This window comes from Vibrio sp. CDRSL-10 TSBA, from assembly GCA_039696685.1.
GTDB lineage: Bacteria > Pseudomonadota > Gammaproteobacteria > Enterobacterales > Vibrionaceae > Vibrio.
The window spans coordinates 1,467,372-1,493,509 of sequence record CP155566.1 but is presented as its reverse complement, the minus strand read 5'-3'; the positions used below and the strand labels follow the sequence as shown (position 1 = coordinate 1,493,509).

The following is a 26,138-nucleotide window of genomic DNA, read 5'->3' as shown; positions in this document are numbered from 1 at the left end:
TATAGTAAGAGTACTAGCCACCTGGTCAGAGTGACGATAATACCAGAGTAAGCACTACAATGTCAGACAGCAACGGGCGACCACAGTTGCGCGTTCCGCGAAGGTATCGATAAAGCACGTTTCGCGTTCAGTATGCGCATAAGCGCCAACAGGACCGGTGGCACAAAGCGTCGGAATACCCATTGCCGATGTCCAGCCGGCATCAGAGCAGCCGCCGGTAAATTCCCCGTCCACAATCAAACCAATATTGGCAGCCTGCTGCTTATACAGTGCCAGCAGGCTTTCACTGGCATGCTCTTCAAACGGTAAAAAGCCGGCAATTTTACTGATGCTCGCACTGGCGCCCTGTAAGCCGTGACCGGCGACACATTGTGCCAGCAAGGCTTCGATTTCGGCCACCTGAGCCAGACGCATAAAACGCACATCAACTTTGGCGGTAGCAAACGGCGCGACCGTATTAGGCGTAGTTCCCCCTTCAATCACACCCACATTGGTGGTAATGCCCTGCTCGTAATCGGTCAGCTGATGAATCGAGCTGATGATACGCGCCAGAGCTTCAATCGCGCTCACCCCGTCCTGATGCGAGACACCGGAGTGCGAAGCAACGCCCGTCACCTCAATCTGATAGGTGCCGCCACCTTTACGTGATTTGACCACATTACCGGACACCCGTCCCGGCTCAGCATTAAACACCGCCGTAGCCGGTTTGAGATATTGTTCAATCAGGGTTCTGCCATTGGGTGAACCGATCTCTTCATCAGCGGTAAAAAACAGATTGACCCGAAACGGCAGTGGCGCGACAGCATTCAGTTCATGAAATGCCATCAACACAAACACATTCATCACCAGGCCGGATTTCATGTCGGCCACTCCCGGCCCGAAGGCCTGATTGCCCTCGACCCGAAACGGACGCTGCGCGACGGTGCCGCCTTTAAACACGGTATCCATATGCCCGGTCAGAAAAATGTTCTGCTCACTGCCGCTGCCGACTGAGGCAAACAACGCATGGCTGTCCTGTTCGTCGAGCGCAGTGACCTTAATACCACTTTGTTCCAGAACCTGCTGTAATACGTTGCGCACGGTCTGCACGCCATCCGGCTCATGGCTGAAGGAGTCGATATTCACAATCTGACCCAGTACCTCAACCATGCGGGACTGATTTTCCTGCAACCAGGCCGCGACAAAATTCATCTTTTCTTCAGGCTGCATTACGCTTCTCCTTAATGCCGCTGCCGATTTCGGCCAGCTCCCAGAACACACCGGTCATCATTTGCAGCGCTTCTTTGGCAACCGAGCCCAGCATATGTTCATTAGGGCCGTGCTGTAAACATGCCGGATAAGAATGTGGAATCCAAACCGTTGGCAAACCTAATGTTTTGGCAAAGCAGTCATTCGGCAGTGAACCGCCAAGATTCGGCAGTAAGGTCGGCTGCTTACCGGTCGTGCGCGCCACCGAATCAAGAATCCAGTCAACCCACGGGTCGTCGGGATTAAGACGGGTCGCTTCCATCTGCACCACACCGGCGGCTTTGACTTCGACATCATCAAAGCCCTTCTCCAGCAGATGCGCTTTGATGTGCTCAAGGAAATGATTACTGTCACTGCCCACCACGTAACGGATCTGGGCATGCAGGGTCGCCGAACCGGGAATAGCATTGGCCGGCGATTCCGGGTTACCGGCTTTCATCGATAAGATCTCGAGAGTATTCCAGCCGAACACGCGCTCTGCCGGCGACAAACCAGGCTCACCCCAGTCGAGACAAATTTGCGGATCGTTCGGGCCCTGACCCACCGGTATATTCTGCACCGCTTTTTTTACCGCCTCCGGCAGCGAATCCGGCAACAGCCCCGGTACCAGAATACGGCCGTTTTCATCCACCAGCGAGCCCCAGGCATGGGTCAGTCGGGTCGCGGCGTTTCGACAGCAGTCCGCCCCAGTTACCGGAGTGGTGACTGCCATCGCGCAGTTTTATGTTGAGGTCAAAATTGAGTGAGCCGCGCGAGCCTAAGAACACGGTCGGCAGCTCAGCACCGGCGCGCGGGCCGTCTGAGGCAATGAAGAGATCGGCCGCCAGACGCTCTTTATTGAGCGCACACAACTGAGCCAGACCGGGCGAGCCGGCTTCTTCGCCCATTTCCAGCAGCAGTTTGACGTTAAAGCCGAGTTTACCGCGCGTTTCCAGCACAGTTTTCAGTGCCGCGAGGTTAACCGAGTGCTGGCCCTTGTTATCTGCCGTACCCCGTCCGAACCAAAAGTTACCTTCTACCGTCACCTGCCACGGCTGCAAACCTTCGCGCCACTCATCGTCGTAGCCGCGCACCACATCACCGTGGCCGTAAGTCAGCAGGGTAATGTTATCCGGATCTTCGATTCGTTCGGCGAGCAGAAATGGCCAGGCGACCGGATCGTCTGAAGCCGGATTGGGCATCACTTCGCAAACAAAGCCCATCTCGGTTAAACAGGGGATCATTTCATCGCGCAGATAATCGCTTAACGCGGGATAACCCGTAGGCGTCTGACTTTCACTGCGGATCGCCACCCGGGCGCTCAGCTCTTGTAAGAATTTACCTGAATCAAAGTATTTAGTGATGTGTTCAATCGCATTTTCACGACTCATAATGGCTCCTTGAAGGCGTAGTACGTCCCACCCACCTTAGCGGACGTATATAGACCCTTCCTGCGTGAAGCTGCAGCGCTGTTGGCTGCAAATCCCGTAGTTCGGGTATCGAAATTAAATGATGAAAGCGATCAGGTCAGGTTGAGCACACTGACCTGAGGGACTGCTGAACCTATTTTGATTGATTCAATGCTGACTGAATCAATGCTTACTAAATAAGTCGCTGATTAACTGGCTTCCTGCCAGCTTTCGATGTCGGGCAAACCAAGGCTTGGATCCGGCGTCAGTATCGAGGCCAGCAAAGCCTGGGTATAAGGATGCTGTGCATGATGGAAAATTTGTTCACAATCGCCCTGCTCGACCAGTTCGCCGCGATACATCACCATCACCCGGTCAGCCAAGTGTTCAACCACCGCCAGGTTATGACTGATAAACAGATAGGTCAGCCCCAGTTCGCGTTTCAGCTCCAGCAGCAAATTGAGGATCTGCGCCTGAACAGACACATCCAGCGCCGAGGTCGGCTCATCACACACCAGAATTTTCGGTTTGAGAATCAAAGCCCGCGCGATGGCGACACGCTGACGCTGACCGCCCGACAACTGGCCCGGGTACTGGTCGAGTAAGCGCTCCGGCAAACCGACACGCTGCGCAATGTCGAGTACTTGCTGGTCCTGCTCACTGCGGTTACCGATGTTGTGCAGCTGCAGCGGCAGGCGAATAATGTCGGCAATCTTTTTGCGCGGATTGAGCGAAGAGTACGGGTCCTGAAACACAGGTTGAATTACTTTCGCCAACGCCAGACGATCGTTGAGATCGATCTGTTTATCTTCGATCAGTACATCACCGTCACTGGGTGGCAGCAGACCGAGAATCATCTTCGCCAGGGTACTTTTACCGCATCCCGATTCCCCGACCAGGCCAACCACTTCGCCGGGTTTGATACGCAATGAGACCTCATTGACCGCGGTAAAGCGGGTTTTCTCTTTCCACATCCCTTTCTTGATGTCGAAGTGACGGGTCAGATTGCACAGCTCCAGAGCATAATCCATTATGACGCCTCCTGAATCGGGTAAGTCTGATTGATACAACGTACCCAGTGTTCGCCGCCAGCCGAAGCCAGCTGGAAATCCTGCTGCGAACACTGCGCGCATGCACTCGGACAACGGTTAGCAAACGCGCAACCGGTCTGTTTACCAATAAGGCTCGGCACCACGCCGGAAATGGTCGCTAATGTCTCGCCCGGTTTGGTTTTACCGGGAATCGGAATACAGTTGACCAGCCCCTGTGTATAAGGATGCTGCGGCGAGGTAAAAATTTGCTCGGTCGAAGCGGTTTCCACCACTTGTCCGGCATACATCACCGCGACCCGGTCGGCAATCCGCGCGACCACGCCCAGATCGTGGGTAATGAAAATCACCGCTGTACCAAACTCCTGTTGCAGCTCGCGGATCAGCTTGAGGATCTGAGCCTGAATAGTGACATCCAGCGCCGTGGTCGGCTCATCGGCGATAATCAGGTCGGGTTCACACATCAGCGCCATGGCGATCATCACCCGCTGACGCAACCCGCCTGACAGCTGATGCGGATACTGGTTCAGCCGCTCTTCCGGCATCGGTACCCCGGCGCGTTTCCAGCAGATAAATCGCCCGCTCACGCGCCTGCTGTCTGGTCACGTTTTTATGAGCGAGAATCCCTTCACACAGCTGATCGCCCAGCTTGTAAGACGGATTGAGCGAGGTCATCGGCTCCTGAAAAATCATCGACATACGCAGACCGCGCAGCGCATTACGTTCCTTTTTGCCAATCGTCAGCAGGTCGTGACCAGCAAAATTCAAGCTCTCGGCACTGCACCGGGCGCGCTTAGGCAATAAATCCATCAGCGCCATGGACGTCATCGACTTACCGCAGCCAGATTCACCGACAATACACAACATTTCGCCTTTATTAACCGTCAGATCAATCCCGCGCACCGCATTAAGCATGCCGTTGGCCGTGGGTAGTGAAACGGTCAGTCCTTTAACATTCAGTATCGGTTCCATCGTATTTCTCCCTTTCGTCCTTGCTCTGTTAGCTGCGGTTTTGCGGCGCATTGAGGTCACGCAGACCGTCACCAACCAGGTTAATCGCCAGGACCAGAATCATCAGTGCGATACCGGGAATGGCAATCACCCAGGGCTGAAAGAACATATAAGATTTACCCTCCGCCACCATTAAGCCCCAGGAAGGCAGCGGCGGCTGAACGCCTAAACCCAAAAATGACAGCGTGGCTTCGAGCAAAATCGCATGCGCCATTTCCAGAGTCGCCACTACAATCAGCGGGCTGAGGATATTCGGCAGCAATTCACGGGTCAGAATATAGGGCGTTGATGCGCCGAGCACTTTGGCGGAAGCGATAAACTCCGCTTCACGCAGTTGCTGGGTCGTCGCTCTGGCCACCACCGCAAACCGGTCCCACAACAGCAGACCAAGCAGCACAATCACAATTTCCAGAGATCCCCCTACCAGGGAAGCCATCGCTAGTGCGACCAGAATCACCGGCATTGCCAGACGCGTGGTGATGAGGTAACTGATCACCGCGTCGGTACGGCCGCCAAAGTAGCCGGCCAGAACGCCCATCACGGTACCGATCAGACCGGAGATTGCTGCCGCAGCCAGACCAATCGTGAGCGAGATTTGCGCGCCGTACAGCAGGCGGCTGAAGTAATCACGCCCCAGTTTATCGGTGCCGAGAATATGTTCCCAACTGCCCTTTTCATTCCAGACCGGTGGAATCATGCGCTGGGTAACATCCTGGGCATACGGGTCGTGCGGTGCAATCAGCGGTGCCAATAACGCACCTAACGCCACAATAAGCAGTATGCCCGCACCCAGCGCCAGGCTGTGATGGCCGAGGATTTTATTCAGACCTTTGCGCCATGCCGGCACCTCAGGTAAAGACGAACTCATTGATGATATTAGCGTCATAGTACTCACCTTAACCTCCCGTTAAGCAAAGCGTAATTTAGGGTCAAGCATGGCATTAAGCAGGTCAGCCAGAAACGTCAGTACGATATAAAACACCGCAATCAGTAACACGATAGCCTGCACCACCGGATAGTCATTACGGGCAATGGAATCCCACGCCAGCTGACCAAGACCATGCAACGAAAACACAGACTCAATCACAATCGAACCGCCAAGCATAAAACCCAGTTCCACCGCCATCAGCGCTACCACAGGAATAACTGCATTGCGCAGCGCATGTTTGACCACCACCCGGGTTTCACTGATGCCTTTGGCCCGTGCGGTGCGGATATAATCCGAACCAAGCACTTCCAGCATTCCGGTACGGGTCAGGCGCATAATCGACGGCGTGGCGTAATAGCCGAGAGCAATGGCCGGCAGAATATAGTGCTGCCAGGTGCCTGAGCCACCGGCCGGTAACCAGTGCAGATTGACGGCAAAGATGATGATCAATACCAGACCAAAGAAGAAACTCGGCATCGCCTGACCAAACACCGCAATCATCAGCGCCAGACGATCAATCCAGGTATCCTGTTTGATAGCAGCAATCACGCCGAGCGGAATGGCAACCAGGGTTGCAACCGCCAGCGCGATTGCACCCAGTGACAACGTCACTGGCAAGCGTTCACTGATCAGCTCAATAACCGAGTTGGTAAAATAGTAGGACTCACCAAAGTCAAGTTGCAGCGCGCCCCATAACCAATTGAAGTATTGCAGCGTCATCGGCTGATCCAGCCCGAACTGGACCCGGATCTGCTCGATTTGTTCGGAAGTGGCTTCCGGTCCGGCGATGGCGGTTGCCAGATCTCCCGAAAGATGAAGTAACATAAAACAGACCACGGAAACGGTCAGTGCGACGCTGAGCGCCATAAGAAAGCGGCGTATACAGTATCCCAACATGATGAACCTCCCTGTTCCATCACAGACATGATGAATTAAATGAAGCGTGTGATATCAGGGCTGCGCATTCACAAAATAGCGCAGCCCACAGTAAGCTTACTTCCAGCTCGCTTCCCAGAAGCGCGGCAGTTCATCCGGATAGGCGGTAAAATTCAGGTCTGAGGTAAACGCGTAGTTACTGGTGAAAGAGAACATCGGCGCCCAGTAAGCATTTTCCGTGATACGGGAAATCGCTTTCTGATAGTACTCAATACGCTCTTCCGGTTTGATGGACGTGTCGGCAATCTCCAGCCACTCTTTGACCTGAGCATCTTTGTCACCATCATCGGCGCTGCCTTTGAAGTAGACACTGACCATAGCGGAAGCATCATTGATCGAGTATGACCCCCAGGTCTGGAACGACATCGGCACTTTACCGGCACGCAGTGAATCACGCAGCGCCGCATAGTTCATGTATTTGAGTTTCGCTTTGATGCCCACTTTGCGCAGGTCGCCAATGATGGCTTCGGCATATTCGCGATCGCGATATGCGTAAATATCGGTTTCAAAGCCATCCGGGTAACCGGCTTCTGCCAGCAACTTCTTCGCGGTTTCCGGACTGTACTCATAATGCTTGGCCGCCGATTCTTCACAACCAAACTGCTCAGGGAAACACGGCGTATACAGCGGACGGCTTCCGCCGCGCACTAATTCATGCGCCAGACCATCCCGGTTGATCGCGTAGTTGACCGCTTCACGTACTTTGAGCTTCTTGAACGGCGAATCTTCTGAGTCTGTGCCCAGGCTGTTCAGGGTCAGATAGCCTACCCGCATGGTCTCACTGCTCAGCACTGACAAATTCGGCATCATTTTCAATTGCTCGGCCTGATCCGACGGCACACGCCAAATCCAGTCAATTTGCCCCGTCATTAACTGGGCAATCTGGGTGTCCGGGTCCGGGATGAGAACAAACTTAAGGTGACCAATACTCGGTTGCTTGATTGGGCTGTCAGCGAAGTAATTCGGATTGAGCTTCATCTCCAGCGATTCACCATTGGTGACCTTGGTGATCTGGTAAGGTCCTGTGCCAATCGGCGCGTTGTTGAAGCCGGCTAGCCCGACTTGTTTAAAGTATTTTTCCGGATAAATCGGCAGCGGGCCAGAGAGGTATTCTAAAGCGGCGGGGAAAGGTTGTTTGAGTTCGAATTCGACTGTGTAAGCGTCGATTTTGTTGACTTGTTTAATCCAGTTGATGTTTTGCAGTGTGACGACTTTAGAGTCGGGAGAAAGGCCGTAATTGAAGGTGAACGCGACGTCATCAGCAGTAAAGTCATCTCCGTTCTGGAATTTCACCCCCTGACGCAACTTGAACACCAGATGGGTGGAATCTTTCCATTCCCATTCGGTCGCCAGCATAGGGAGGTAATTGCCCGTGGCCGGATCCCGATATACCAGGGTATCCCAGGCCAGATGCCCTAATACCGTCCCTTCGCGCAAATTGTTGTGGTACGGGCTGATATTTTCCGGCCAGCTGTTGGAGGCAAACACCAACGTATCATCGGATTTGTTGGCCAGAGCACTGTGCGAACTCAGTGCCAGCACACCGGTTACAGCCAGAGAGATTAATTTTCTTGGAAACCACATAAGCACATCCTTATACTTAATATAAAATCATCGACAAGTTGTTCACTGATATTTTCGATAAAGCATTCCATAACATTTAATTTTATCTTGCTATCGAGAACATCAGCAATATTTATTCCACTTCAGGTTATGAAACACATCATCATTCACCACTCAGCCTTTAACTGCATTAATACACAGCATCCCTGAATCTGTAATTTCATCAACTCCTTTTTAATAACCTTTAAATTCATGCTAGTTAAAACTCTCAATTGCCACAATTAGAGAATTAGCAATATTCCATTGCCGTTTTGGCAAACATATTGCTTTATCAAGAACTAACCCGGCAACCACCTGACCTGTAGAGAGGAAAACTTTATGGCAGCCGTTCACCAGCTTACTTCGCCGTCGTTACGATACTTTCTTGAAGTCGCCCGTTGCGGCTCGATCAGCGAAGCCTCGTTGCACCTTAATGTGGCAACCAGCGCCATAAGCAGGCAAATTACCGGACTGGAAGATTTACTCGGTACGCCCCTGTTCGAGCGCCGCCCGCGCGGTATGGTATTAAGTACCGCCGGTGAGCTTCTGACGGTTTACGCACGTAAAGTGATACTGGAGACAGACCGGGTTCTGGGAGAAATAGAAGCGTTAGAGGGGCTGCAAAAAGGTCAGGTCACCATCGCAACAACAGAAGGGTTTGCAATGGAATTTCTGCCCAACGTGATCAGTAGCTATCAGAAATTCTTTCCGAGAATTCATTTTAAATTAGAAGTTTACCCGCCAATTGAAGTTTCAGAGGCGATTCGTAACGGCGATGCTGACATTGGTATTGCGTTTAGCCTCAATCCGATAGCAGATATCCGGGTCGTGCACACCCAGCCAGCGCCGATTCATGCCATCGTCCATCCGGAACACCCTTTAGCCACTAAAAAGCGCATCAGTATTGCCCAGTTGCTCGCCTACCCGATTGCGATTCCTTATCCGAATACGACCCTGCGCCAACTGTTTGATATTTGCGTCAGCCAACAGCAGCTTACCTATGAGCCTGCGCTGGTCAGTTCTTATATGTCAGCGCTGAATCAGTTTGTGATCAACGGAGCGGGAGTCTCCCTGTCCGGAGAAATATCCGTCCGGCAGCTGATCAAAAATGGCCGGATGAAAGCCATCCCGATTACCGATAAAGCAATGGGATTGAGAAATATTGAATTACAAGTTTTAGCGGGCAGAACGCTCCCCAAAGCGGTGCAATCTGTGCTCGACTTTTTAATTAACCAGCTGGAACCAAACCGGTGAAAAATTATTTCACTATGATTGTTATTTAAAAATAAATTCATACACCCACAAAGAAAAAATTTATTTACACCGTCATAAAGAAGTAATGATAAACATTACCACTTATCTTTAATAGAGCATTAAATCTACTATATCGAATAAAATAAAGCCAACGCAAAAAGCCTCGCTCAGCGAGGCCTTAAATAATTATGTCAGCTTTAACTAAGGTTTAATGTTAACCGTTACGGTAGATGTAGCTGTAAGCGTTGATAGCAGGTACGCCGCCCAGGTGGGCATAAAGAACTTTTGAACCTTTCGGGAAGAAGCCTTTACGGGTCAGATCAATCAGACCCTGCATCGATTTACCCTCATAAACAGGATCCGTCATCATCCCTTCGGTACGGGCCGCGATACGGATCGCTTCATTGGTCTCTTCCGATGGCACACCGTACTCCGGGTAGGCGTAATCATCTATGATGACAATGTCTTCTTCGGTGATTGGCGTCGATAATTCAACTAAATCAGCCGTATTCTGAGCAATACGCAGTACCTGAGCATGGTTTTGTTCCGGCGTTGCCGACGCATCAATACCAATGACATTACGCGCACGACCGTCAGCAGCAAAGCCCACCACCATACCTGCCATAGTTGAACCCGTTACAGTACACACGACGATGTAATCGAACTTGATGCCCATCTCTTCTTCCTGCTGACGGACTTCTTCAGCAAACTGAACATAGCCCAGGCCACCGTATTTGTGTTCAGAGGCACCGGCAGGAATCGGATAAGGTTTCCCCCCTTTCGCTTCCACATCCGCCAACGCATTTTTCCAACTTTCGCGAATGCCGATGTCAAAGCCGTCATTGACCAGTTCAACCTCAGCACCCATCACCCGGCTCATGAGAATATTACCGACCCGGTCGTAAACCGCATCCTGAAACGGTACCCAGCTTTCCTGTACCAGGCGGCACTTCATGCCAATTTTCGCAGCGGTTGCGGCCACTAAGCGGGTATGGTTAGACTGCACACCACCAATGGTAACCAGGGTATCAGCACCAGAAGCAATCGCATCCGGTACAATGTACTCCAGTTTACGAATTTTGTTGCCACCAAACGCCAGGCCACAGTTACAGTCTTCACGCTTGGCATAAATGTCGACATCGCCACCGAGAAACTCAGACAAACGACTCAGCTTTTCAATTGGGGTTGGACCAAAAGTTAGCGGGTAACGTTCAAACTTTTCCAGATTCATGGGCAATCTCCTTATTGTCGCCTGATTCCGATTTCATCAGCAGAAACTTTCTGCCGTCTATGGATACAGACTACCCAAACCCACGAGAAATGTGCTTTCTAATTTTGAGTTATTTTTAATCAAATATTCCCATAAATACCCATTAGTGTTTAAATAAAATACATATATAGGAATATTATGGAAGATTCTTTCATGGGCATTTCATTAGATAAGACCGATCGCAAGCTACTGCAACTGTTGCAGCAGGACGGGCGCAAGACCAACGCTGAACTGGCTGATTTGGCTAACATCAGTCCCGCGACCTGTCACCGCCGGGTAGACAGGCTATTTAAACAAGGCGTGGTAAAATCAGTGCGCGCGGAATTGAATCCGGCCGATATTGACCTGGGGGCTCTGGTTATCGTCGGAGTGGTGCTGGACCGCTCAACCCCGGAAAGCTTTGCTGAGTTTGAAGCGGCGATTGTGAAACTCAAAATGATCATTGACTGCCAGCTGGTTGCTGGTGAGTTTGATTACTTCATCAAAATCCGCGTGAAGGATATGGCCAACTTCAATCAACTGCACGCCAATCATTTGCTGGCTCTGCCCGGCGTGCGTCAAATCCGCACCTTTTTCGTGATGAAGGAAGTCAAAGAGAATGCACCACTGGCCTTCTGAGCCAGGAGAGATTGAGTCCGGCTTCAGGAAACGTGGTGAGTTGCCCGCCGTAGTATCCGGCTCTATAGTGCCGAAGCGCGCCAGGCGTGAAGATTTGTGCCGCTCCTGATGCAGAATGCGCTGCGCACAACGCTCAATGCGCAACAGTTCATAATCCAGCCCCTCATAGTGCTGGGTTTCAAAATGGACGATGACCCGGCGCATACTACGGATCAACTTGGTATCATCACTATCGATGGTTTGATAAGGGTCGAGGCTGAGACGCACCCGGACCCGCAGCTGATTCAATTCTCGCACATCCTGAGCAAAGACTTTCTCAGCCAGCAAACGGTCTAAATCTTTTACGCTGTAGTAATGCTTCATCGCCAATGCGCTGAATGCAGACACATCTTGCTTGAATTGCGCCTGCCACAGCACGCGTTGACGTGAATAACTGTGCGCCAGACGATCTCGCCGCCGATACTGCCCGGCTTGATAAACCACCGAAACTGTCAGCAACAGTATCAGCAGCCCTGCCACCAGCAAAAAAACATGTGATGCAAGAGTTTGCGCGTCCAATGCCGCCTCCATCCCCGGCCCTGAGCCGGATGACCTCTTTGTGAATCTATGCTCAAAAGTGTAGTCGATCGCGCTTGAGATGCTGCTACCAAAACACACCCCGATAACCAGACAGTTTGGAAACGTCCATAAAAAAACCACCGCGTTATGCGGTGGTTCCAATAATTTTTGGCTTGAACGGTGTTAAACCGTCATTAGCCAGTCAGGCCCTGTTTAGCCAGATACTCATCGTAAGTACCGTGGAAATCGTTCACACCTTCTTTGGTGATCTCGATGATGCGCGTTGCAATCGATGATACGAACTGACGGTCATGAGAAACAAACAGCAGTGTGCCTTTGTAGTTTTCCAGCGCCAGGTTCAGGGCTTCAATCGATTCCATATCCATGTGGTTGGTTGGTTCGTCCATCAGCAGGATGTTTGGCTTTTGCATGATCAGCTTACCAAACAGCATACGACCTTGTTCACCACCAGAAATCACTTTTACCGATTTCTTGATATCGTTTTGTGAGAACAGCATACGACCCAGAATACCGCGCACGGTCTGCTCGTCATCACCGTCTTTCTTCCACTGTCCCATCCAGTCAATCAGAGACATATCTTCACTGAAGTCGTGAGCGTGGTCCTGAGCATAGAAGCCGATGTTGTTGTTTTCAGACCATTTGATCATACCCGCCATCGGATCCATCGCGCCAGCCAGAGTGTTCAGCAGAGTCGATTTACCGATACCGTTTTCACCGATGATGGCGATACGCTCACCCACTTCAACCATCAGGTTCACGCCGTTAAACAGAATGTTTTCTTCGTAACCCTGTTTCAGACCTTCGACTTCCAGTGCATTACGGAACAGCTCTTTTTCCTGCTCAAAACGAATGAACGGAGACTGACGGCTGGACGGCTTCACTTCATCAAGCTGGATTTTATCCAGTTGCTTCTGACGTGACGTCGCCTGTTTCGCTTTTGATGCGTTAGCCGAGAAGCGGCTTACGAAGGTTTGCAGTTCAGCAATCTGTGCTTTCTTCTTCGCGTTATCCGCATGCAGACGCTCACGGGCTTGCTCTGCAGCAATCATGTACTGGTCGTAGTTACCGTGGAACAGACGCAGTTCACCGTAATCCAGATCCGCCATATGCGTACATACGGTGTTCAGGAAGTGACGGTCGTGCGAGATAATGATCATGGTGCAGTTACGCGCCAGCAGAGTTTGCTCCAGCCAGGCGATGGTGTGCATGTCCAGGTTGTTGGTTGGTTCGTCAAGCAGCAGAATCTCTGGCTCAGCAAACAGCACCTGTGCCAGCAGCACACGCAGTTTCAGACCAGGAGCCACTTCACTCATCAGACCGAAGTGTTGCGCTTCCGGAATACCCAGGCCAAGCAGCAGCTCGCCGGCACGTGCTTCTGCCGAGTAACCGTCCATCTCAGCGAATTCAGTTTCAAGATCGCCAACACGCATACCATCTTCATCTGACATTTCAGGTAAAGCATAGATACGATCGCGCTCTTCTTTTACCTTCCACAACTCTTTGTGACCCATAATTACTGTATCGATAACAGTGAATGCTTCGAAGGCAAACTGATCCTGACCAAGTTTGGCCATACGTTCATTCGGATCCTTTGAAACCGAACCAGAAGACGGCTCCAGTTCACCGCCAAGGATTTTCATAAACGTGGATTTACCACAACCGTTCGCACCGATCAGGCCGTAACGGTTACCATTACCAAATTTAATCGAGATATTTTCAAATAATGGCTTATCGCCAAATTGCATGGTGATGTTTGCAGTCGTTAGCACAGGGAATCCCAAGTTGTTGGATTGTAAATAAGCGAAAAGTTGGCACTGGCCAACTTTTCAAAGTAATCGGATTCTAACAGTTTTTGTGATTAACATCACCCCTAAAAACACACAACACGGGTCAACGATTTTCCTGCTGTGCTAATTCACTGGCTGTCGCGGAAATTTGCCTGACAATTTGGGGGATACTAGCACTGGAAGCAATGTGGGGGGTGACGAGCACTTTATCCATCGACCAAAGATTGCTGGACTCTGGTAATGGTTCGATCGCAAACACATCCAGTATCGAACCGCGTAATTGCTCATGATCCAAAAGATCAATTAAATCCTGTTCAACCAACTGTGCGCCTCGCCCACAGTGAATCAGAGCAGCCCGCTTTGGCAAACGTGACAATAAAGCTCTATTGAGAATGCCCTCGGTTTGCTCATTGAGTGGCAGCAGATTCACCAGTATATCCAGATCACCCAACATAGTGTTCACGTCATTAACACCAGAGTAAGACTGAACGCCGCGTAATCTTTTCGCGGTTTCTGGACCAGCCGCTGACCTGATAACCCATCTCCGCCAGACAACAAGCCACATAGCCACCTATCTCTCCCAAGCCGAGAATACCAACCCGAGTATCACATGCTCGACGCTGATGGAATGCCTGCCATTGCCGGGAATGTTGTGCTGTTAAATAACGGTCCATATCTCTCTGATAATAAAGAATTCCCCACAGAATATACTCAAACATACCAACTTTCTGCTCCTGGTCGACAATACGTCGTACCTCCAGGTCAGTACTGAGCAGAGAGCCGAGATTGTCACTACCAGCACCGACAGAATGCAGACAGCGCAATGCGGGGTACTGAGTCACCAAATCGCTCTGTGGATACCAGCAAGCGGCAACACTGGCATTGAGGGCCGCTTTCTCTCCGGGGAATACCCAGTCGACATCAGAGACTGTACTTACCGCACATTGACGTAGTTTCTCACCGTAATGCGGGTCATTGGTAGCAATCAGTACTACGGGATTGGTCATCATTACTCCTTATAAGAAGGGTCGAGACGATCCAGCTTTCGTAACCACGCCTGCCAGACAATTTGCCGCTCACTGGCCACCTTTTTAAACTGACCAGAAACGTAATCCGCCAGTTTGGCCGGGATCAAAGAGATGTTCGAAATCCCCGACATCTGTGCTGCCGCAAGCTGAATTTCACACGCTTTGTTTAGGTAGAACATGACCTGAAACGCATCCGCTACCGTTTCTCCGACACTGAGTAAACCATGATTGCGCAATATCAGCGCCATATTGTTGTCCAGAGACTGCTGAATGCGGCTGCGCTCTTCAAGATTAAACGCCACACCTTCATAATCGTGATAACCCAGTTGGTCGTGAAACTCAGCGCTTATCTGATTGACGTTGAGTAGCCCTTTTTCACAGGCCGCGACGGCCATACCGGCTAATGTGTGCGTGTGAATGACACAATGCGCATCATCGCGAGCCATATGCACAGCACTATGAATCGTAAAACCGGCCGGATTGTATTTGGCATCACCGCTGACAATTTGACCATTTGCATCAACAATAATCAGGCTGCTGGCGGTGACTTCATCAAACATCAGGCCGAACGGGTTAATCAAAAATCGTGGCTCCCCTTCTCCGGGTAGGCGCGCAGAAAAATGGGTATATAGGGTATCTTCCCAGCCCAGCATAGCGGCAAGGCGATATGCTGCAGCCAAGTCCTGTCGTAACTGCTTTTCCTGGCTGTCCATTATGCCGCTCTCCCCATAAATTCCTTAATACGTTCAAAACATTGCTCGCTATCTTGCTGGCCGAGAATCTCGCTTGGCGGCGCATCAACCTGCACAATACCGTTTTCCATCATAATTACCCGGTCAGAGACCGATAGCGCGAAGTCCATTTCGTGGGTGACAATGATCATCGTCATCCCCTCTTTAGCCAGATCCTGAATAACCTTGAGCACCTCACCGACCATCTCAGGGTCCAGTGCTGAGGTTGGTTCATCAAACAACATGATATCCGGCGACATCGCCAGTGAACGTGCAATCGCCACTCGCTGCTGCTGACCACCAGAAAGTTGATGCGGATATTTTTCCGCATGAGCCAGTAACCCGACCCGATCCAACAGATACAGGGCCTGCTTTTTAGCTTCTTCGTGGCTGCTGTTTTTGCCATGATAGCGCGGGGCAATCATCACGTTCTGCAGGGCGGTTTTATGAGGGAATAGATTAAAAGACTGGAATACCATACCAATACGTTTGATGCCTTCGCGAACCCGGCGTTTATTGGCAACCACCCCGCCTTTAATGTAGTCCTCACCATACAACACTATCTCGCCGCCATCTATCGATTCCAGATCATTAATGGTGCGGATCAACGTTGTCTTACCTGAGCCGGAAGGACCAATAAGACTAAGAAACTTCACCTGGTTTCACTGTCAAATCAATCGATTTTAACACCTGATGCTTGCCATAAGATTTGGTAATACCCTGCAACTCTAGCGCATTAGGTGCACCTTTTTGCGCCTGTGGCAACAAAGGACGAACCACGGCAGCAGCATCACGGCGTAACTGCTCACACTGATGATCAGATAGGGTTTCTGGCGCGCGGGAAGGTATATCCATTTTCTTTTCCGCCCAGTGCAGCACCGAGCCGAAAATGGTGACAATCGCTACGTAATACACCGCAACAGCCAGCAGAGTTTCCATGACCAGAAAGTTTTGTGAATAGAGACGCTGGCCAGTTTGCAGCAGTTCTGGTAACGAGATAGCCGATACCAGAGAGCTCAGTTTAATAATGGTAACGAACTCATTGATCATCGCGGGCATTGAAACCCGGATCGCCTGCGGTATCACAATAATTCGCTGAATACCAAGAAACCCGATACTCAATGCGTGGCCGGCTTCACGCTGACCTTTAGCAACCGACAGCAGACCACTGCGATGAATCTCCGCCATATAGGCCGACTCGGTCACAACCAGACTGACCAGACCGGCAATAAAAGGCACACCAAGATAAGCACCGGTCGAGGGAAACAGCTGCGGCATGTTATAAACAAATACCAGCACAACCAGCAGCGGAACACTACGGAAGAACCAGACATACAATCCGGTAGGCACAGACAGCCATTTTTTCTCTGATAACTTGGCACAAGCAACCACAAAACCCAGTACTGCACCCAGTGCCCAGGATAAGGTGCTCAGAATGATCACCGTCACGCACGCGTCATAAAACGCAGACATGGTAAACAGCGAAAAGAAATAATCCCAATCTAAACTCATACTCTAACTCCGACAGCTTTTTACGGGTAACACCGCCCAATCGGAACGACTGGGCGTATTGCAACGAAATAGACCCCGGACAACATCCGGGGCCCGCTGCATTACTCCTCTACCGGAGTCAGTTCGTATTTATGAATCAGATCGTAGTAAGAACCATCAGCTTTGATTTCAGCCATCGCAGTCTGCAACTGACTCTTCAGTGCCGGGTTATCTTTGCTGACATAAATGCCAAGCGTTTGTGGGAAAACCAGTTCCGGTGAGCTAATTTCAACCCGACCTTTGGTGCGTTCAACAAACATCTGAGCTGCACCGGCAATTTCAAGCTGAGCCTGAACATTGCGTGACAACAGCGCCTGAGTCACTTCTGGCGCCGATGGAAATTCCAGTACCTGAATCGGCTCTAGACCATTTGCACTACAGTAACTGTCGGATAAGGAATTCAGAGCCTTAACCCAGGTAGTCCCCTGTTGCAAACCGACCTTAACACCACATAAATCGTGCTCTGTTTTCGGAGTCACGTCACTGCCTTTATTGACCAGAATAGAAGCACCGGTGCGGGCATAAGGAATGGCATCGGCTTTTTTAAGACGATCCGGAATGATGTACATACCGGAAATCACTGCATCAAATTTTTTCGATGTCAGACCAAGAATCAGGCCGGTAAATTTATTATCACTAAAACTGTGTCCCAGACTCATCTTGTCAGCCAGCAGCGCACTCAGTTCCGGATCAAATCCGACAACTTTATCGCCTTCATACGATTCGAATGGTGGATAGCTGACCTCCATCCCCACCACCAGCTTACCCTCATTGATGGTCGTTTGTGCCATAGCGGCATTAGAAGCCATTCCCAGCGAAGTGGTCAGTAGCACTGATACCAATAGTTTGTTGATTCTTTCCATGATTTATCTTCCTTTGTGACTCAATGTAAAAAGTAAATATATATACAAATAAACTTATAATAATGAGGATGTTAAACGGCCTTTGCCGTTAAGATTCACTCTTTGATATTCAACCTTTATTATGCTTTTTCAGATGTCCGAACGTAGCAACCCCGGTGGCTCTTTCCGGTAACGTTAATTCACCATTTGCCATTTTTTCACGCAAATAACGATAGGTTTGCAGTGCCTGACTATACATATGTTCACCAATACTCAGCTCCTTGTACTGATGCTTACCGTCATCAAACTGCGGTAACGGTTTAACCAAAGTGTCGTAATCACAGGCAAAAAACAGCGGAAAAGAGTAACGCTCATGCGCGACTTTACGTACCCGGTGAGAGGTCGCAACAAACTGTCCGGCTGTCAGTACTTCCAGCATATCGCCAATATTAATCACCAGCGCTTCTTCTGCTCCCTCTCTGAATGGTGGCGCATCAATCCACTCACCCTCTTCATTCATCACTTCCAAGCCAGGTTGGTCCGGCAGCAACATAGTGAAGCATTCATAGTCTGTGTGAGCACCAATACCCGGACGATCCTGAACCTTTTCATCAAACGGATAATGAATAAGACGCAGCTTAGCCGGCGGGCATGTCACCATCTCTTCGAAGTAATCCTCGTCCAGCCCCAGTGCGAGCGCAAAGCCAGAAAATAGTTTGCGTCCCAGAGCAAACACCGTGTTGTAGTACGCCAGTACCGGTTCGCGAAAATCTGCCAGATCCGGCCACTCATTTTCACCGATCAACGGGGTATTAGTCAGCACATACGGGTTATCTTTAGGTGCGGGGAAACCAACATCGTAAGCCTCTTTGTTATCCGGTTTACCGGTTCCGTAAATCTCTTCCCCTTCAGGCACAAAGCCCTTGTGGGTTTTAGAGCTGCCAATGTAATACTGCATTTTGCTATCAAACGGCTGGGCAAAAAACCGTTTCGCGGCCTGACGCAGTCCGGCGATAGTTTCAGCCGGAATTCCATGACCGATCACATATAAAAATCCCACTTCACTGGCCGCTTTGCCCATTGCCTGAGCCACTTCTTTGCGCTGCTCCAGGCTATCACTAAATAGCCCTTCAACATTCACCACCGGTATTTCAGTAAAAGCGCCTTGTTTTGCTGTCATAATTCAATCCCTTGTTAAACCTCTGCCCAATCACTCATATGCGAACTGTGAATAAAGCGGTTAAAATGATTGCGTTCTTCCTGCGCAATCCAATCATTGAGCGACCATAAGTCAGCGACCGGTACGTTAGTAAACGGCAAATGATGCAGATAGCCATCCGGCCCAAATTCTGTGGTCATGGTGGTGATCTTACGCCCTTGCTGCTGGTGGTATTGCCACACTTGTTGCCACAATTGCTGGTGAAATTTCAGCTCCGCCTGATACTCAGGAGCGGCTGGATGCGGAACCTGTGCGCCCTGGTCATAACCCACACGTGCCTGAATATGGAATACCCGTTGCAGGTAGTCTGTCAAATCATCCTCCGGGCGATTTAACAGACGTTCGCAGACCAGAAACCAGTGACTGATATCCATGGTGAACATCATATCTGGTACTCTCTGCATCAGATCCAGAGTCAACCAAGGGCTATAAAGAGAGGTGCCCCTGTGTGTCTCAAAACTGCAGGTAATGCCCGCTTGTTTAGCAATCCCGACCGCACGACTGAAAAACTCGACCTGAGTCGCCATCGGCCAGCGATCGTTGCCCGCGAGTACGTTGACAAACCTGGCGTCTAACTGTTTGGCATACTCTAACTGAGTTTCCAGGGTATGGAGATGCTCCTCAATGCCCAGGCTCTGACTCGGAATCACATCGCCGCCGGTAAAGATGATCGCGATGTAGCTCAGCCCTGTTTCTTCAAGCTGGCGCTTAAATGTCAGTCGCTGTGTTTCGTCCAACGGTACCCGGCCTTCTACACCGTCAAAGCCCGCCCGTTTGAGTTGGGATGCGATATCGGAGAGCGAATCCGTCACTCCCCATAATGTCCGGTATAGCTCAAGTTCCATCTCGGCTTCCTCTATCCATATTCCGGGATTAGCTTTCGCTGCGTTTCAGCGCCTGACACATACAGTGCACACCACCACCGCCTTTGGTGATCATCGAGATATCAGGGTCGAACACCTTCAGTCCGCGAGCATTACACTGCTGCTTGAGAGTCAGACTTTCTGCTGGAATCAACACGCGTTCGCTACCCAGAGAAACAATGTTGCATCCCAGTTCCATCGCCTCTTTGTAAGGGATATCTATAATGTCGATATTCTTGCTGCGCAGCCACACCAGCAGCTCATCGGGAACCACAGCAGTACAAACAGCCGCAAGCTTCTCAGCCACCATCACGCACTGAACATCCATATGCAGAAAATGGGAGTCAAACTTCACCGCGAAAAACTCCCAGCCTTCTTTCTCAAACCAACCTTTGACCTGCTGTAACCCGGCTTCACTGGTGCGCTCACCGGAGTAACCACACAATACAACCCCCGGCTCGATCAACATAAAGTCGCCGCCTTCAAAGCAGCCCGCTGTTACGACGTCGTAAACCGGGATACCCTTCTGCTGATAAAATTCCAGCACGGTCAGCCACTCACTGCGACGCCACGGGCTGTACATCTGGCTGATGATCGGGCCCCATGGTGTCATGACCGATGAATCACGGGCATAAATGGCATAAGGCTGCTCAGCTTTAGCGCCGAGAAAATGGACATTTACATCCGCTTGACGATATACGTCCAGCATTTCGTTGTATTGCGCTTTGGCAACATTGAAATCGTAACGGGCACCTGCGCCTACATGGCGGCGTGAGGTCGAGTTACCTGTGCGCCATTCAAAATGGTCAATCGGACCGACTAATACGTCCTGCAGACGACCGGTTTCTGAGTAGATGCCCCAATCAGTGAGCGGTGTGGTACCGCCTTGAGGCTGACGACGACGAGATGGAGTATTCATTTCCGCTAATTCCTTTTATTCTGAAAGTTGAATCAAGCTATGGAGCAGAACATTCGTACCGGCAATCAAAAATTCCGGGTCGACGTGCTCCTTTTCATTGTGAGAAATACCGTCTTTGCACGGCACAAAAATCATTCCGGTCGGACCAACAGACGAAAGATACACCGAGTCATGCCCCGCCCCGGAGACAATCGACATAGAGTCCAATTCGAGAATATCTGCCGCACTCTGAATGACTTCGATACAATGAGAATCGAACTGCACTGCTGGTGACTGCCACAACACCTCAACCTGACTGCTTACCGGCTCACAAGAGCGACATACATCCAAAGCTACCCGTGACATTTCGTCCAGTGTCTGCTGGTTTGGATGACGCAGGTCCAGAGTAAACACAACCTGTTCAGGAACGGTATTCGGAGCGGAAGGATAGGTGCCAATTTTACCGACGGTGATACGGGCATCCTCGCCATATTCCGTCATCTTGCTGAATAATTGAGACAGTAAGACATGTAAAGCCTGAACCGGGTCATTGCGCATCGACATCGGTGTCGGGCCTGCATGCACAGAATCACCTGAGAGAGTAATCTGATACCAGTTCATTCCCTGTACACCCGATACCACACCAATGCTCTTGTGCCTGGCTTCCAGAATCGGGCCCTGCTCAATATGAAGCTCCAACGCGGCCTTAAAAGGAAATGCCTGACAAGGTGTGCAGCCCATTTGCTGACTGTCAGTTAAAGCCTGCAGGTAGGTGATGCCGTTAGCATCTTGTGAACGGTAGATATCGGATTGACTGAGTTTAACGGCAAACACACCCGAACCGGACATCGCAGGGCTGAAGCGGGCGCCCTCTTCGTTACTCCACACCACAATTTCGACCGGATGCGTGAGTTTGATTGCATGGTCGTGCAGCGACGTCATCACTTCTAATGCAGCCAGAACACCATATACACCGTCGAACTTGCCGCCGGTAGGCTGAGTATCAAGGTGAGAGCCCATCAACACCGGCTCTAAGTCAGGTTGCTGGCCTTCAAAGCGCACAAACAGGTTGCCCATGCTGTCGAGCCGTTCACTTCCGCCAATGGCATGACACCAGTCCAGAAATAACTCACGGCCAATGCGATCTTCATCGGTAAGCGCTTGTCGATTACAGCCGCCATGCTTACCGGCACCGATTTGCGCCATATCCCGGATAAACTTAAGAAGCCTTGGTTGGTTAATTTGTATCGTGTCCATACGTTTACTGCCGTCTTTATTGCGTTACAGACAGCTTAGCGATGGACACGATATCTATTCTATTACCCGATTGAGGTATAGACCCTCAGACCCGGGCTTGTGATGATGGCGGGAGGTTAACCAGGTCGTCAAAGATCTTGGCCAGCAGCTCATGTTGCGAACACACTTCCAGCTTGTTGTAGATGTTTTTACGATGCACACGCTCGGTCTCGTAAGAGATATCCAGTAACCTGGCTGCTTCCTTACTGGAATAGCCTCGGATCAACAGTTGCATGACTTCGTTTTCACGCGGAGTCAGCACATCAGAACCGAAATTATATATGTACTCTTTAACCTGAGTATTAGAATCCCGCTCAGGTGGCATAAGATGACTATCATGCATCTTAACTATTGAGCTCAGAATCGGATATAACGCACGCAAGCGATTCAGAACCCGGCGATTGAATTTAGCCAGAGAATTGGTTCGCCCCAGAGAGAGCAAATAGACGTTGTTGTTCTGGCCCTGCACACAGAAACAGACTTCATCGATCAACTCAGAAAAGCAAAAATACTCTTCAAAATAAGCACTGTGATAGAAGTCGTCTGGCGCGATTTCTTCTAAAGTCACCATACCTTCATTGCCTTTATTGGCACAGTAGTCATAAAACGGGCTCAGCAGGTAAGCGCCCTGAAGATAGCGATCCCACACCGCCATCTCATCCACTGCAAACGAGGATGACATCACGGTAGGACGTTTGTCCGGGTGATAAATCAGCATGACATAATCGTCAAAACTGGCAGCAGTGCGCAACAGATAGGTGAGCTTATCAAAAAAGGTGGTGTCGCCAATCGCCAGAATTAAGTCAGCGATCCCGTGAATGGTGACGTCGGTTGCATCTAAGTGGAGTTGATTCATATCCTTACAATCATAACTTTTGTTGTTCCTGTGAAATAAAATAACAAATAAATAGCGTTCTGTACTGATATAACTGCCAACGTAAACCGCAATTAAGCAACAAATCTTATATCATTCGCTATTTTGCAGAATATATCGCCAACCCTCTGCATCGTTCAAATCACAGCATGTGCTCACCTGATACAACTCATCCCCAATCAGTCATCGCGATGAAACTGACCGCATTGATTGTATGACTGAGTAATCCATCACTAAATCACCACTCAGCCTATTCTTATATTGCACAACCGATTCATTCATTGCTATGCTGCGCTCGTTAGTCGGGGGGCCATTTGGCTGAGATCGCAAAGCGAGACCCGTTGAACCTGATTCAGTTAATACTGGCGTAGGGAACTAATCCAATCGCATGGCTCCATCGATTGATTATCTTGTGAAGTGATACGCTGTCCGTATTCCTGCACCAGACTGTTCCTGCGCACAACGCCCAGCAAGGAACAGTGATGAACCCAATCCAGTCAGTCTCTGCACGACTCAATATCATTCCCGTTAGTCACCCGAACAGTGCTGTGAGCTTTGCTCACCTCGAACTGTGTTTCCCTACGGTTGAACAAGGGAATCAGCGTGCATAATTCATCCCCTGTGCTTGTAATCGAAGATTTAACTGTACGCTACGCGCAGCAACCGCAGCCTACCCTGAACCAGCTCAGTCTGGAGCTCGGTGTCGGCCAATGGAATTGCATCCTCGGTCAGAGCGGTTGTGGAAAAACCACTCTGCTGAAATATCTCGCCGGACTGCTGCCAGCCGAATGTGAAATCAGTGGCGGATTGCAAGCGCAGGCAGGCTCAGGCCTCTCGGATAATATCGCTTATATGGCGCAACAGGATCTGTTGCTGCCGTGGCTGAGTGTACTGGATAACGTCTGCCTTGCAGCGCGTCTGAAAAAGCAAACCAGCCAGCAAGTCATCACTAAAGCCAAGCATCTGATCGAGTCAGTGGGATTAAGTTCGGCGATTCATCACAAGCCCCGGCAACTTTCCGGTGGTATGCGTCAGCGGGTTGCCCTGGCCAGAACCTTATTACAGGATAAGCCGGTCGTTTCTGATGGATGAGCCTTTTTCTGCGCTGGATGCGGTAACGCGCCATCAACTGCAGCAACTCTCTCACCAGTTGCTGGCTGGGAAAACTGTGGTGCTGATCACCCACGATCCGGCCGAAGCCTGCCGACTGGCTGATCGCCTGTTTATTCTGGAAAAGAGCCTGGAAAAAAGCGCCGCCCGCCTTGAGTCACTCGACTTACCGGCCACGCCGACTCCCAGAGACTATGACCAGGCAACCACAGCACTACACAATCAGATTTTTGCCCGTTTGGGAGCCCGTCATGCTTAATCAGCCATCCATTAGCCGCTCAGAAGCGGCCCAACCACGCCTGCTTGCGCGTCTTATCCAACTGACGTTAACCGTAATGTTTATTCTGGCATTGTGGCAGGGTGCTATCGCTGTGTTTGAATTGCCGAGCTTTATTATGCCCAGCCCTCAGCAAGTCTTCCTCAAAGCGCTGGCACGCTACGATGTACTGCTGGCCCATGGTTGGGTGACCTTACAGGAAATACTGTTTGGTCTGCTGCTCGGTTTAAGCTGCGGTTTATTTTTCGCTTTGCAGATGCTGCTGTTTCAACCGGTGAAACGCTGGTTATTACCGGTCCTTATCATCAGCCAGGCGATACCTGTATTCGCACTGGCCCCGATTTTTATGTTGTGGCTCGGTTACGGCATTGCTTCGAAAGTGGTGATAGCGGCGATCATTATCTTCTTCCCGATGACCACCTGTGCCTATGACGGTTTAACGTCCACCCCGCAGGGTTATCTGGATCTGGCCAAAACCATGAACGCATCCCGCTGGCAAACGCTGATTCAGGTGCAAATTCCGCATGCGTTGCCATCGATAGCCTCTGGTATCCGGGTCGCCTGTGTCGTCGCCCCCATCGGTGCGATCACCGGCGAATGGGTCGGGTCCAGCTCAGGATTAGGCTATTTAATGCTACAAGCCAATGCCCGAATGATGATCAGTGAAATGTTCGCGGCTCTGCTGGTGTTATCGCTGATTTCACTCTCACTCTATTTTTCCGTCGACGCACTACTGAAGCGATGGATCTCCTGGAAACCTTAAACGTATAGGAATAGCCCGTGTTTAAAAACCTGATTACCTCATTAAGCTTGCTCAGCCTGACGGCATTTGCCGCCCCTGCCGGTGCAGAAAAGTTGTCCCTGATGCTCGATTGGTTTGTCAACCCGAACCATGGCCCGATCGTCATCGCCAAGCAGAAAGGCTACTTTGAGCAGCATGGCATCGACGTCGACATCCAGGAGCCGGCAGACCCGAGCACTCCACCTAAACTGGTCGCAGCCAATAAAGTCGATTTGGCTATCACATATCAGCCCAACCTGACCATGGACGTGGCTGAAGGTCTGCCGCTGGTGCGCACTGCAACGCTGATAGCAACACCGCTCAACACTCTGATGATGCTGGATAACGGTCAGAATCCCGATTTAAAAGACCTGAAAGGTAAGAAAATCGGTATCGCTTTGGCCGGAAATGAAGAGGCCAATGTAGGCACCATGCTGAAATCCGCAGGAGTGAACTATTCCGATGTGAACATCATTAATGTGGGCTGGGCACTTTCCGCTTCACTCGCCTCAGGCAAAGTGGATGCGATTTGGGGCGGGCTGCGTAATTTCGAGACCAACCAACTGGCGCTGGAAGGCTACAAAGCCATCTCGTTTTACCCGGAGGAACATGGTGTACCCAGTTATGACGAGCTGGTGATTGTTGCCAATCACGATCACTATAACCAGAAAGCCGTCGTCGCATTTAACCAGGCACTGGAACAGGCCGTCACTTATATCGTCAATCACCCTGAACAGGCCTGGCATGAATTCGTCGCATACTCACCCGATACACTGGATAATGAACTCAATCATAAAGCCTGGCAGGACACCCTGACCCGCTTTGCCCTGCGCCCGGCCGCAGCCGATTTACAGCGCTACGATCAATACGCGGAGTTTTTGTATCAGCACAAGCTGATCGCTAAGCTGCCAACAGCAGCAGACTACGTGCTGACACTTAAATAACCGCTCTGCAGCCAGTGTTTTGAATATATCCGCTCAACACTGGCTGCCTTTACA

Annotated in this window: 25 protein-coding genes, 3 pseudogenes and 1 riboswitch; of the genes and pseudogenes, 6 read left to right on the top strand and 22 right to left on the bottom strand. The window is 50.5% G+C overall.

All coding sequences use genetic code 11. The features are described 5' to 3' along the window. Positions 1-54: 54 nt before the first annotated feature. From ABDK09_14410 to ABDK09_14370, 9 genes are all read right to left on the bottom strand, one after another. A complete protein-coding gene (locus ABDK09_14410) occupies positions 55-1,209 on the bottom strand; it encodes a M20 family metallopeptidase (protein XAW90561.1) in 1,155 nt (384 codons plus the stop codon). Beyond that, on the bottom strand, positions 1,199-1,960 hold the full coding sequence (locus ABDK09_14405; GenBank protein ID XAW90560.1) for a peptidase dimerization domain-containing protein: 762 nt from the start codon (positions 1,958-1,960) through the stop codon (positions 1,199-1,201). The genes ABDK09_14410 and ABDK09_14405 overlap by 11 nt, the downstream gene beginning before the upstream one ends. Next, positions 1,872-2,618 carry a M20/M25/M40 family metallo-hydrolase gene (locus ABDK09_14400; GenBank protein XAW90559.1) on the bottom strand — a complete coding sequence of 249 codons (747 nt, stop codon included), beginning with the start codon at positions 2,616-2,618 and terminating at the stop codon, positions 1,872-1,874. The genes ABDK09_14405 and ABDK09_14400 overlap by 89 nt, the downstream gene beginning before the upstream one ends. A gap of 227 nt (positions 2,619-2,845) precedes the next feature. Then, on the bottom strand, positions 2,846-3,667 hold the full coding sequence (locus ABDK09_14395; protein XAW90558.1) for an ATP-binding cassette domain-containing protein: 822 nt from the start codon (positions 3,665-3,667) through the stop codon (positions 2,846-2,848). Beyond that, positions 3,667-4,230 (bottom strand): ABC transporter ATP-binding protein, encoded by a 564-nt coding sequence (locus ABDK09_14390; protein XAW90557.1) that lies wholly within the window; start codon positions 4,228-4,230, stop codon positions 3,667-3,669. Before ABDK09_14390 ends, ABDK09_14395 begins: the two co-directional genes overlap by 1 nt. Beyond that, on the bottom strand, positions 4,142-4,657 hold the full coding sequence (locus tag ABDK09_14385; GenBank protein XAW90556.1) for an ATP-binding cassette domain-containing protein: 516 nt from the start codon (positions 4,655-4,657) through the stop codon (positions 4,142-4,144). Before ABDK09_14385 ends, ABDK09_14390 begins: the two co-directional genes overlap by 89 nt. Before the next feature lie 28 nt (positions 4,658-4,685). Further along, positions 4,686-5,582, bottom strand: a complete 897-nt coding sequence (locus ABDK09_14380) for an ABC transporter permease (protein XAW90555.1) — start codon at positions 5,580-5,582, stop codon at positions 4,686-4,688. Between the two features lie 21 nt (positions 5,583-5,603). After that, positions 5,604-6,521 (bottom strand): ABC transporter permease, encoded by a 918-nt coding sequence (locus ABDK09_14375; protein ID XAW90554.1) that lies wholly within the window; start codon positions 6,519-6,521, stop codon positions 5,604-5,606. 96 nt (positions 6,522-6,617) lie between these two features. Beyond that, positions 6,618-8,144: an ABC transporter substrate-binding protein gene (locus ABDK09_14370; GenBank protein ID XAW90553.1), complete on the bottom strand. Its 1,527-nt coding sequence runs from the start codon at positions 8,142-8,144 to the stop codon at positions 6,618-6,620. A 357-nt stretch (positions 8,145-8,501) separates the two neighbouring features. Here ABDK09_14370 and ABDK09_14365 point away from each other — a divergent pair, with 357 nt between their 5' ends. Further along, positions 8,502-9,416, top strand: a complete 915-nt coding sequence (locus ABDK09_14365; protein ID XAW90552.1) for a LysR family transcriptional regulator — start codon at positions 8,502-8,504, stop codon at positions 9,414-9,416. 214 nt (positions 9,417-9,630) lie between these two features. Here the strand turns inward: ABDK09_14365 and ABDK09_14360 are convergent, their stop codons facing one another. After that, positions 9,631-10,647, bottom strand: a complete 1,017-nt coding sequence (locus tag ABDK09_14360; GenBank protein XAW90551.1) for a 1-aminocyclopropane-1-carboxylate deaminase — start codon at positions 10,645-10,647, stop codon at positions 9,631-9,633. A 177-nt stretch (positions 10,648-10,824) separates the two neighbouring features. Between ABDK09_14360 and ABDK09_14355 the strand changes: the two genes are divergently transcribed. Beyond that, on the top strand, positions 10,825-11,304 hold the full coding sequence (locus ABDK09_14355; GenBank protein ID XAW90550.1) for an Lrp/AsnC ligand binding domain-containing protein: 480 nt from the start codon (positions 10,825-10,827) through the stop codon (positions 11,302-11,304). 96 nt (positions 11,305-11,400) lie between these two features. Further along, positions 11,401-11,640: a hypothetical protein gene (locus ABDK09_14350; GenBank protein ID XAW90549.1), complete on the top strand. Its 240-nt coding sequence runs from the start codon at positions 11,401-11,403 to the stop codon at positions 11,638-11,640. Between the two features lie 416 nt (positions 11,641-12,056). On the opposite strand, the gene ABDK09_14345 is transcribed toward ABDK09_14350, so the two are convergent. The 12 genes and pseudogenes from ABDK09_14345 to ABDK09_14290 all read right to left on the bottom strand — a co-directional run bounded on the left by ABDK09_14345 (position 12,057) and on the right by ABDK09_14290 (position 22,954). Then, positions 12,057-13,652 carry an ABC-F family ATPase gene (locus ABDK09_14345; GenBank protein ID XAW90548.1) on the bottom strand — a complete coding sequence of 532 codons (1,596 nt, stop codon included), beginning with the start codon at positions 13,650-13,652 and terminating at the stop codon, positions 12,057-12,059. 121 nt (positions 13,653-13,773) lie between these two features. Continuing rightward, positions 13,774-14,124, bottom strand: a complete 351-nt coding sequence (locus ABDK09_14340) for an NAD(P)-dependent oxidoreductase (protein ID XAW90547.1) — start codon at positions 14,122-14,124, stop codon at positions 13,774-13,776. A 13-nt stretch (positions 14,125-14,137) separates the two neighbouring features. After that, positions 14,138-14,680 carry an NAD(P)-dependent oxidoreductase gene (locus ABDK09_14335; GenBank protein XAW90546.1) on the bottom strand — a complete coding sequence of 181 codons (543 nt, stop codon included), beginning with the start codon at positions 14,678-14,680 and terminating at the stop codon, positions 14,138-14,140. After that, positions 14,680-15,411 carry a class II aldolase/adducin family protein gene (locus tag ABDK09_14330; GenBank protein XAW90545.1) on the bottom strand — a complete coding sequence of 244 codons (732 nt, stop codon included), beginning with the start codon at positions 15,409-15,411 and terminating at the stop codon, positions 14,680-14,682. Before ABDK09_14330 ends, ABDK09_14335 begins: the two co-directional genes overlap by 1 nt. Then, a pseudogene (locus tag ABDK09_14325) lies at positions 15,411-16,155 on the bottom strand (amino acid ABC transporter ATP-binding protein). Before ABDK09_14325 ends, ABDK09_14330 begins: the two are co-directional and overlap by 1 nt. Positions 16,156-16,293: 138 nt before the next feature. Further along, positions 16,294-16,902 (bottom strand): annotated as a pseudogene (locus ABDK09_14320) (amino acid ABC transporter permease). Between the two features lie 140 nt (positions 16,903-17,042). After that, positions 17,043-17,843: a transporter substrate-binding domain-containing protein gene (locus ABDK09_14315; GenBank protein ID XAW90544.1), complete on the bottom strand. Its 801-nt coding sequence runs from the start codon at positions 17,841-17,843 to the stop codon at positions 17,043-17,045. Positions 17,844-17,952: 109 nt separating this feature from the next. Then, positions 17,953-19,002 carry a 2-oxoglutarate and iron-dependent oxygenase domain-containing protein gene (locus tag ABDK09_14310; GenBank protein ID XAW90543.1) on the bottom strand — a complete coding sequence of 350 codons (1,050 nt, stop codon included), beginning with the start codon at positions 19,000-19,002 and terminating at the stop codon, positions 17,953-17,955. 14 nt (positions 19,003-19,016) lie between these two features. Then, the gene (locus ABDK09_14305; GenBank protein XAW90542.1) at positions 19,017-19,886 is read right to left on the bottom strand and encodes a TIM barrel protein; all 870 of its coding nucleotides are present in this window, start codon (positions 19,884-19,886) and stop codon (positions 19,017-19,019) included. Between the two features lie 28 nt (positions 19,887-19,914). Continuing rightward, positions 19,915-20,823: an arginine deiminase family protein gene (locus ABDK09_14300; protein XAW90541.1), complete on the bottom strand. Its 909-nt coding sequence runs from the start codon at positions 20,821-20,823 to the stop codon at positions 19,915-19,917. A 15-nt stretch (positions 20,824-20,838) separates the two neighbouring features. Next, the gene (locus tag ABDK09_14295) at positions 20,839-22,059 is read right to left on the bottom strand and encodes a M20 family metallo-hydrolase (protein ID XAW90540.1); all 1,221 of its coding nucleotides are present in this window, start codon (positions 22,057-22,059) and stop codon (positions 20,839-20,841) included. A gap of 85 nt (positions 22,060-22,144) precedes the next feature. After that, a complete protein-coding gene (locus tag ABDK09_14290; protein ID XAW90539.1) occupies positions 22,145-22,954 on the bottom strand; it encodes a LuxR C-terminal-related transcriptional regulator in 810 nt (269 codons plus the stop codon). A 311-nt stretch (positions 22,955-23,265) separates the two neighbouring features. Next, positions 23,266-23,363, top strand: a riboswitch (TPP riboswitch). A gap of 230 nt (positions 23,364-23,593) precedes the next feature. Between ABDK09_14290 and ABDK09_14285 the strand changes: the two are divergent. The 3 genes and pseudogenes from ABDK09_14285 to ABDK09_14275 all read left to right on the top strand — a co-directional run bounded on the left by ABDK09_14285 (position 23,594) and on the right by ABDK09_14275 (position 26,084). Beyond that, positions 23,594-24,341, top strand: a pseudogene (locus tag ABDK09_14285) (ABC transporter ATP-binding protein). Further along, positions 24,334-25,122 carry an ABC transporter permease gene (locus tag ABDK09_14280; GenBank protein ID XAW90538.1) on the top strand — a complete coding sequence of 263 codons (789 nt, stop codon included), beginning with the start codon at positions 24,334-24,336 and terminating at the stop codon, positions 25,120-25,122. The pseudogene ABDK09_14285 and the gene ABDK09_14280 overlap by 8 nt, the downstream one beginning before the upstream one ends. A 32-nt stretch (positions 25,123-25,154) precedes the next feature. Further along, on the top strand, positions 25,155-26,084 hold the full coding sequence (locus ABDK09_14275; GenBank protein XAW90746.1) for an ABC transporter substrate-binding protein: 930 nt from the start codon (positions 25,155-25,157) through the stop codon (positions 26,082-26,084). Positions 26,085-26,138: the final 54 nt, after the last annotated feature.

What these genes read in the sequence shown, in the direction of transcription:
- ABDK09_14410 (XAW90561.1), bottom strand. Translation starts at nt 1,209, where the DNA reads ATGCAGCCTGAAGAAAAGATGAATTTTGTCGCGGCCTGGTTGCAGGAA.
- ABDK09_14405 (XAW90560.1), bottom strand. Translation starts at nt 1,960, where the DNA reads ATGGCAGTCACCACTCCGGTAACTGGGGCGGACTGCTGTCGAAACGCC.
- ABDK09_14400 (XAW90559.1), bottom strand. Translation starts at nt 2,618, where the DNA reads ATGAGTCGTGAAAATGCGATTGAACACATCACTAAATACTTTGATTCA.
- ABDK09_14395 (XAW90558.1), bottom strand. Translation starts at nt 3,667, where the DNA reads ATGGATTATGCTCTGGAGCTGTGCAATCTGACCCGTCACTTCGACATC.
- ABDK09_14390 (XAW90557.1), bottom strand. Translation starts at nt 4,230, where the DNA reads ATGCCGGAAGAGCGGCTGAACCAGTATCCGCATCAGCTGTCAGGCGGG.
- ABDK09_14385 (XAW90556.1), bottom strand. Translation starts at nt 4,657, where the DNA reads ATGGAACCGATACTGAATGTTAAAGGACTGACCGTTTCACTACCCACG.
- ABDK09_14380 (XAW90555.1), bottom strand. Translation starts at nt 5,582, where the DNA reads ATGACGCTAATATCATCAATGAGTTCGTCTTTACCTGAGGTGCCGGCA.
- ABDK09_14375 (XAW90554.1), bottom strand. Translation starts at nt 6,521, where the DNA reads ATGTTGGGATACTGTATACGCCGCTTTCTTATGGCGCTCAGCGTCGCA.
- ABDK09_14370 (XAW90553.1), bottom strand. Translation starts at nt 8,144, where the DNA reads ATGTGGTTTCCAAGAAAATTAATCTCTCTGGCTGTAACCGGTGTGCTG.
- ABDK09_14365 (XAW90552.1), top strand. Translation starts at nt 8,502, where the DNA reads ATGGCAGCCGTTCACCAGCTTACTTCGCCGTCGTTACGATACTTTCTT.
- ABDK09_14360 (XAW90551.1), bottom strand. Translation starts at nt 10,647, where the DNA reads ATGAATCTGGAAAAGTTTGAACGTTACCCGCTAACTTTTGGTCCAACC.
- ABDK09_14355 (XAW90550.1), top strand. Translation starts at nt 10,825, where the DNA reads ATGGAAGATTCTTTCATGGGCATTTCATTAGATAAGACCGATCGCAAG.
- ABDK09_14340 (XAW90547.1), bottom strand. Translation starts at nt 14,124, where the DNA reads ATGTTGGGTGATCTGGATATACTGGTGAATCTGCTGCCACTCAATGAG.
- ABDK09_14335 (XAW90546.1), bottom strand. Translation starts at nt 14,680, where the DNA reads ATGATGACCAATCCCGTAGTACTGATTGCTACCAATGACCCGCATTAC.
- ABDK09_14330 (XAW90545.1), bottom strand. Translation starts at nt 15,411, where the DNA reads ATGGACAGCCAGGAAAAGCAGTTACGACAGGACTTGGCTGCAGCATAT.
- ABDK09_14315 (XAW90544.1), bottom strand. Translation starts at nt 17,843, where the DNA reads ATGGAAAGAATCAACAAACTATTGGTATCAGTGCTACTGACCACTTCG.
- ABDK09_14310 (XAW90543.1), bottom strand. Translation starts at nt 19,002, where the DNA reads ATGACAGCAAAACAAGGCGCTTTTACTGAAATACCGGTGGTGAATGTT.
- ABDK09_14305 (XAW90542.1), bottom strand. Translation starts at nt 19,886, where the DNA reads ATGGAACTTGAGCTATACCGGACATTATGGGGAGTGACGGATTCGCTC.
- ABDK09_14300 (XAW90541.1), bottom strand. Translation starts at nt 20,823, where the DNA reads ATGAATACTCCATCTCGTCGTCGTCAGCCTCAAGGCGGTACCACACCG.
- ABDK09_14295 (XAW90540.1), bottom strand. Translation starts at nt 22,059, where the DNA reads ATGGACACGATACAAATTAACCAACCAAGGCTTCTTAAGTTTATCCGG.
- ABDK09_14290 (XAW90539.1), bottom strand. Translation starts at nt 22,954, where the DNA reads ATGAATCAACTCCACTTAGATGCAACCGACGTCACCATTCACGGGATC.
- ABDK09_14280 (XAW90538.1), top strand. Translation starts at nt 24,334, where the DNA reads ATGCTTAATCAGCCATCCATTAGCCGCTCAGAAGCGGCCCAACCACGC.